Source organism: Rhodococcus sp. 7Tela_A2 (assembly GCF_049311045.1).
Taxonomy (GTDB): Bacteria; Actinomycetota; Actinomycetes; order Mycobacteriales; family Mycobacteriaceae; genus Rhodococcus.
In genome coordinates this window covers 50,189-56,814 of record NZ_JAXION010000012.1, presented here as the reverse complement: position 1 = coordinate 56,814, position 6,626 = coordinate 50,189, and the positions used below count along the sequence as shown (strand labels likewise).

Genomic DNA, 6,626 nt, shown 5'->3' with positions numbered 1-6,626 from the left:
GCACGCCCCTCAGGACGTGCGGCCTCGACCCAGCCGGATCAGCCGGTAGCCGAATCAGCTCTTGGCGGGAGGTGCAGCCTTGTCCGCCTCGGGTTCGGGCTTGTAATCGATACCCGACTCCTTACGCTGCTCCGGAGTGATGGGCCCCGGAGCGTCCGTGAGCGGATCGACTCCCCCACCCGACTTCGGGAACGCAATGACCTCGCGGATCGAATCCATCCCGGCGAGCAGAGCGGTGATGCGATCCCAGCCGAAGGCGATGCCGCCGTGCGGGGGCGCGCCGTACTTGAACGCGTCGAGAAGGAAGCCGAACTTCTCGTTCGCCTCCTCCTCCGAGATGCCCATCACCTTGAACACGCGTTCCTGGATGTCGGGACGGTGGATACGGATCGAACCGCCGCCGATCTCGTTGCCGTTGCACACGATGTCGTACGCGTACGCAAGCGCCGATCCGGGGTCGGTGTCGAACGTGTCCATGAATTCGGGCTTGGGCGAGGTGAAGGCGTGGTGCACCGCCGTCCACGCCGAATGCCCCAGTGCCACATCGCCGCTCGCCGTCGCGTCTGCGGCCGGTTCGAACAGCGGCGCGTCGACGATCCACACGAACGCCCACGCGTTCGGATCGATCAGGTCGAGCTTGCGGGCGATCTCCCCGCGTGCCGCGCCGAGGAGTGCACGCATCGGCTTGGTGGCGCCGGCGGCGAAGAAGATGCAATCGCCCGGCTTCGCGCCCACGTGTGCCGCGAGTCCGGCGCGCTCGGTGTCGGTGAGGTTCTTGGCAACCGGACCGGTGAGTTCCCCGTCCTCCCCCACCAGCACGTACGCCAGACCCTTGGCCCCGCGCTGCTTGGCCCATTCCTGCCACGCGTCGAGCTGGCGTCGCGGCTGGCTCGCGCCACCTTCCATGACGACCGCACCGACGTACTCGGCCTGGAAGACCCGGAAGGTGGTGTCCTTGAAGAATTCCTTGCACTCGACCAGTTCGATCCCGAATCGAAGGTCGGGCTTGTCCGACCCGAAACGACGCATCGCATCCGCGTACGTCATCCGCGGGATCGGCGTCCGGATCTCGTAGCCGACGAGACGCCACAGTGCTTCTAGCACGTCTTCGGCGAGCAGGATGACATCGTCCTGCGTCACGAACGCCATCTCGATGTCGAGCTGGGTGAACTCGGGCTGCCGGTCCGCACGGAAATCTTCGTCGCGGTAACAGCGGGCGATCTGGTAGTACCGCTCGATGCCGCCGACCATGAGCAGCTGCTTGAACAGCTGCGGGGACTGCGGCAGTGCGTAGAAGTTCCCGGGCTGCAGGCGGGCGGGTACCAGGAAGTCACGGGCGCCCTCGGGCGTGGAGCGCGTCAGCGTGGGGGTCTCGACCTCGACGAACTCGTGCTGGGCCAGCACTGCCCGTGCGGCGGCGTTGACCTTGCTGCGCAGCCGGATGGCCTTGCCCGGGCCTTCCCGTCGCAGGTCGAGGTAGCGGTACTTGAGGCGGGCTTCCTCGCCTGCCTGGTCGTCGAGCTGGAACGGCAGCGGAGCGGACTCGTTCAGCACCTCGAGTTCGGTGGCATTGACCTCGATGGCGCCGGTGGGAATCTCGAAGTTCTGGTTTCCCTCGGGCCGCATCTCGACCACGCCGGTTACCTTGACGCAGTATTCGGCGCGCAGACGGTGCGCCTGTTCGAGCACTCCCGGGTCGCGGAAGACCACCTGCGCCACCCCCGACGCATCGCGCAGGTCGATGAAGATGACCCCGCCGTGGTCGCGGCGCCGAGCGACCCAACCGGTGAGGGTGACAGTCTGCTCGGCGTGCTCGGCTCGCAACGAGCCGGCGAGATGGGTGCGCAGCACGGAAGTCCTTTCGAAACGACAGCGACGGGTTCGTCGGGTGTAATCCTACGAAAGACAAGAACAGGGCGGGCACACGCATGCCGAATCGCCTCGTGACAAGCTTGTGCGACTTCTGGGCACTGCGACGAGAGAGCGATGCGATGACCTTCAACGAGGGCGCACGGATGAACCCGGGCCGAGTCCGTACCGGGGGCGGCGGACGCGGCGGCAAGATCGCGCTCGGCGGCGGCACCGGCGGCATCCTGATCCTGATCCTCGCGCTGCTGTTCGGTGGAGATCCCGGGTCGCTGCTCGGCTCCGGCGACCCCGGCGAGTCCACCGGGTACGGGGCAGGCGGCACCGTCGAAGGATGCGAGACGGGCGCCGACTTCAACGCGAAGGTCGACTGCCGCATCGTGGGCACGGTGGGGAGCCTCGATCTCGTGTGGGATGAGAATCTCGCTCAGCAGACCGGAGTGCCGTACGTGCAACCCGAGGTCGTGCTCTTCGCCGGCGCGACCTCGACAGGCTGCGGCAATGCCACCAGCGATATCGGCCCCTTCTACTGCCCGGCCGATGAGACGGCATATTTCGACACCAGTTTCTTCGACGACCTCGTCACCCGCTTCGGCGCCAGTGCCGGACCACTCGCGCAGGAGTACGTGGTCGCACACGAAGTCGGGCATCACATCCAGAACCAGCTCGGTGACCTCGGACGTGCGCAGGCAGACCCGCGCGGGCCGGAGTCCGGTGCGGTGCGCACCGAATTGCAGGCCGACTGCTACGCAGGGGTATGGGCGTACTACGCGGACACGATGCCGGATCCGAACACCGGGCAGCCGTTCCTGTCGCCGCTCAGCGACACCGACATCCGCGACGCCCTGTCGGCGGCGTCGGCTGTGGGTGACGATCGGATCCAGTCCGCCGCGTCGGGTCGCGTCAACCCCGAAGCGTGGACCCACGGTTCGTCGGAGCAGCGCCAGAAATGGTTCCTCGCCGGTTACCGCACCGGACAGGTCGACGCGTGCGACACCTACTCGGCGCGCGACTTGGATTCTCCGGACGCGCTGCGCTGACCGGAGACGCCGTTGCGCACCGTCACCGTCATCTGTGCGCGATCGGCGTCGAGGTCGGCCAGCCGCCGCATGCGCAGCGACACCGGCCAGCGCCCGGGACGCCGTGCCTTGAGGTAGAAGATCCGGTCGATCGACGCCCCGGGAAACGGATTTTCGGAGGGCACGCACCGGACGTCGTGCAGCACCAGCCCCGCACCCACCCGGTTGGTGAACCAGCAGTAGTCGCGGGAAGTGTTCTCCTTCAAGTGCAGTTCGACCATGTCCCCGACATCGACGGTCACATCGTGCGGGCCGGTGCTGATGTGCTTCATGATCTCAGCGTACGAGGTCCTTGTGACGCAGACCACTGTTCTCGCGAGTACTACCGGTTCCCGAACCGGATGTGTGGCAACGCACTCTCGCGGGCACCCGACCGAGATGAACGACGAATCACTCGGCATCACACGTACGGACGCGGAGGTCGGCGGGTATCTGCTCGCCCTCGCGGACGGCAAGGCCTACAACGAACTGACCGAGGCCGTCGGCGCGCTCATCTCGAGCACCGATTCGCACCCGCCTCCCTACAACGGCGTCTACCGGTGGGTCGTCAGCAGCATCGCGGACGTTCTGGTGAGCAAGCTCGGACCGGGACTACGCGGCGACGAGGGTGTCGCTCTCACGATCCGCACCACGGGCGGCGCAGAGGTCGACCTCAGCAGCCTCGAAGAACCTGAATCGAGCGTCATGAGGGCCGTCGCCGACGTGCTCGCCGGTGGCGCTTCCGAAGCGCGTGTGAAACTGGGTCCCGTCGGATTGGGCATGGACTGGATGAGCCGTCTCGAGATGCTCGTCGAAGCGGTGCTGTGGCTCGACAAGCTTCTCGACGCCCCCGCCACGAGCACACCCGACACCCTTCCCTGGTGATCCCCCATCACAGGACTTTCCGGATCCGGTCTGTGATCGGCGCGCACGGACGTGCCTGAGCGAGACCGGCAATCGTGCCCGGCGACCGAACCGGCGGTCCGCCCCCTGGGAAAATCCCCGGGATGGACTTCGCCGCTTCGGTCGCCGGCCTCACTTTCGCGGGTCGGGTGCTGCGCCACGGACCGCGGCCACCCTACGATGAGCCGATGTCCTCGCCCCGACTCGATGTGCTGCGCTGGCAGTTCGACCTCACCTGGTCGCTGTTCGAACTGCACCTCGGACAGTTGCAACCCGGCGACTTCCTGTGGGAACCCGCGCCGCTGTGCTGGTCGGTGCGCCGCGGCGACGACGGCGAATGGGTATCGGACTTCGACGAATCCGAGCCCGACCCCGCGCCGGTACCGACGATCGGCTGGCTCACCTGGCACCTGGGCTGGTGGTGGTCGGTGACGATCGACCATGCCCGTGGCCGGACTCCCCGCGAGCGCACCGAGATCCGGTGGCCGGGCGACGGTGCGTCGGCGATCGCTTGGCTGCGTGGCCTGCGCGACGAGTGGACGGCCCTGTTGGACACCCTCGGTGACGCCGATCTCGACGCCCCCGCGCCGTTCCCGTGGCCGGACGACCCCGACAAGACCGTCGCCCACATGATCGCGTGGGTGGACGCCGAGTTGATGAAGAACGTCGCAGAAATCGGCCAGTTGCGGTTGCTGCGAGCCGCAGTGTCCTGACGCTGCCCGTTCATCCACGTGGCAGTATCCCGGCCATGCATCGCATCGCGTCCACCGGTATCCGGAGCATTCTGCGCTCTGCACTCCGCATCGCCGATTCGGCCGAATCATCGGACGGACAACCCTTCTCGGAACCGGAAATCCTCCTGCCGCATCTGCGGTCCCGCCGGTACGGATGGACACATTTCGGAGTCATGATTCCGGATCTTCCGGAGCCGCACCGGTTCTTCTCGATGATGTCCCTGGTGGGCGCGACGGGATCCGTCGCATTCGACAACGACGACGCGATCGCCGGGAGTCCTCGCCGCAACGCGGCGCTGGTGGCCGGGACCGCGGCGTCCCATCCCGCGCACTTCGGCAACTATGCATTCGGCGACACCTTCGTTGCCTAACGGGCCGGCTCACTCGTCGGGTTCGGTGACGACCTGACGCTGACCGGCAGCTACCCGGAGTACCGGCTTGCCGGTCGACTCGGCGGCGTCGATATCGCTTTGCGCCTCACCAATACCGACAAGGTGTCGTGGTTCTTCCGCAACCCGGTCTACAAGCATTTCGGGCTACTGACCGAGTACGACGGGACGATCACCCATCGCGGGACCACCGCGGAGGTGAACGGGTTGTGTTCCTTCGAATACGGGGCCTGCCCCAGCCCGTATCTCTTGCGCGACCGTCCACTACCCGCGGCACTCAAGGCACCGCTCGACTACTTCGTGTACCAGATCGTCAATCTCGATGCCGACAACCAGATCCTGCTGAGCCGGTACTCCCTCGGCGGAGTCCCGTTCATGACCACCGCGCTGCACCGGTCCCGCGACAGGTACGGCACCCGTTTCGAGAACGTCTCGTTCGAGGTGGTGCGACTGCGTGACTCACCCGAACCGACGCCGTACGGAGTCCCGATGCAGGTACCGGCCGAGACCCGATTCGTCGTCGTGGACGCCGACGGACACGCGTGGCTGGATCTGCACGCGACCATGGATACCGAGTTCACGTTCGGTCTCGGCAGCGGATTCGTCACCGGGTTCGCATACAGGGCGGTGTGGCGAGGAGCCGAGGTCTCCGGACGAGGTTATTTCGAGTTCATCGATCGGCGGTCGCCGGATCGACGGGCTCTTCCAGGCCGCGGGCGCCTCGCCGAATCACCAGTACGGGACACGCCGCATGTTCGGCGACATACGAACTGACCGAACCGAGTAGCAGTCCGGCGAATCCCCCGTGTCCCCTGCTGCCCACCACGACCATGGTTGCGTCGTGGCTCGCCTCGGTCAGGACCTGAGCCGGATTCCCTTTGGCGACGCGCTCGCGTAGACCCGGTGGACGGTTCTCTCCGAACGCATCGGTCAGAGCCGTCCCGAGCACGCTCGCCGCGTCCACGTCGGGGCGGTAGTCCTCGGGATACGCCACGAATCCGTAGGTGTTCGGAAGCTCCCACGCAGTTACGGCGTCGATGCCCGCGCCGAGGCCGGACGCGAGTCGCGCTGCCCATCGGAGAGCATTGATCGACGATTCGGACCCGTCGACTCCCACCACCACTCGCGGAGACTCGTTGCTCGAGGTCATCGTGCGGCTGCCCTTCGTCGCGGTCCTTCGACCGTAATCGAATGCCGTACGCGACCGCAGGCGAACGCATCCGCCTGGTGCAGGCGTGCGTCAGATGCCGGGGATGAACCCCGGATAGACGTAATGGCTGTTTCCTCCGCCCGGCATGGAACTGCCGGTCACGCTGGGTATGTTCGCGGGCAATTTCACGAGCTTGTGCGGGTTTCCGTGCTCGTCGGCCTGCCAGCAGTCGTACGTCACGCCGTGGAATGCGGTGCACACGATTCGCGTGGAGGTCCCGAAAGGCGACGTGAGCCGCTCCCGTGCGTCGAGCGGATTCCAGTAGCCCGGGTCGGTCGGGGTGAGGAAGTTCTTCGTCTCGAACGGCACGAACGGCGTGGGATAATCGGGCATCGGCGGCCATTCGTCGGCGGCAGCGGTCCCCGCCGCGCCCAGGGCGACGGCTACAGCACATCCCACTGCGAGAACACCTCGGGCGACGTATCGCGATACGGAAGTCATCGGATCTCCGTTACTGTCGCTGCCC

Annotated in this window: 9 protein-coding genes; 5 read left to right on the top strand and 4 right to left on the bottom strand. The window is 66.5% G+C overall.

Annotated features, from left to right (window positions below):
* Positions 1-54: 54 nt before the first annotated feature.
* A complete protein-coding gene (gene aspS, locus TVH25_RS04250; protein ID WP_169621780.1) occupies positions 55-1,851 on the bottom strand; it encodes an aspartate--tRNA ligase in 1,797 nt (598 codons plus the stop codon).
* A 140-nt stretch (positions 1,852-1,991) separates the two neighbouring features.
* Between aspS and TVH25_RS04245 the strand changes: the two genes are divergently transcribed.
* On the top strand, positions 1,992-2,906 hold the full coding sequence (locus TVH25_RS04245; protein ID WP_240952456.1) for a neutral zinc metallopeptidase: 915 nt from the start codon (positions 1,992-1,994) through the stop codon (positions 2,904-2,906).
* Here TVH25_RS04245 and TVH25_RS04240 read toward each other — a convergent pair.
* Entirely contained in the window at positions 2,864-3,217 is a 354-nt protein-coding gene (locus tag TVH25_RS04240) for a protease inhibitor I42 family protein (protein ID WP_296550800.1), read from the bottom strand. The genes TVH25_RS04245 and TVH25_RS04240 overlap by 43 nt on opposite strands.
* A 106-nt stretch (positions 3,218-3,323) precedes the next feature.
* Here TVH25_RS04240 and TVH25_RS04235 point away from each other — a divergent pair, with 106 nt between their 5' ends.
* The 4 genes from TVH25_RS04235 (at position 3,324) to TVH25_RS04220 (ending at position 5,724) form a co-directional block, all read left to right on the top strand.
* Positions 3,324-3,809, top strand: coding sequence for a hypothetical protein (locus TVH25_RS04235; protein WP_296550801.1), 486 nt, complete (start codon positions 3,324-3,326; stop codon positions 3,807-3,809).
* A 206-nt stretch (positions 3,810-4,015) separates the two neighbouring features.
* A complete protein-coding gene (locus TVH25_RS04230) occupies positions 4,016-4,540 on the top strand; it encodes a DinB family protein (protein WP_296550802.1) in 525 nt (174 codons plus the stop codon).
* Positions 4,541-4,575: 35 nt separating this feature from the next.
* Positions 4,576-4,932 carry a hypothetical protein gene (locus TVH25_RS04225; protein ID WP_422423427.1) on the top strand — a complete coding sequence of 119 codons (357 nt, stop codon included), beginning with the start codon at positions 4,576-4,578 and terminating at the stop codon, positions 4,930-4,932.
* 33 nt (positions 4,933-4,965) lie between these two features.
* On the top strand, positions 4,966-5,724 hold the full coding sequence (locus TVH25_RS04220; protein WP_422423428.1) for a DUF6670 family protein: 759 nt from the start codon (positions 4,966-4,968) through the stop codon (positions 5,722-5,724).
* Here the strand turns inward: TVH25_RS04220 and TVH25_RS04215 are convergent.
* A complete protein-coding gene (locus TVH25_RS04215) occupies positions 5,621-6,100 on the bottom strand; it encodes a universal stress protein (RefSeq protein WP_169621775.1) in 480 nt (159 codons plus the stop codon). The two genes, TVH25_RS04220 and TVH25_RS04215, sit on opposite strands and share 104 nt — an antisense overlap.
* A gap of 90 nt (positions 6,101-6,190) precedes the next feature.
* The gene (locus TVH25_RS04210) at positions 6,191-6,601 is read right to left on the bottom strand and encodes a hypothetical protein (RefSeq protein ID WP_169621774.1); all 411 of its coding nucleotides are present in this window, start codon (positions 6,599-6,601) and stop codon (positions 6,191-6,193) included.
* Between the last annotated feature and the right edge of the window lie 25 nt (positions 6,602-6,626).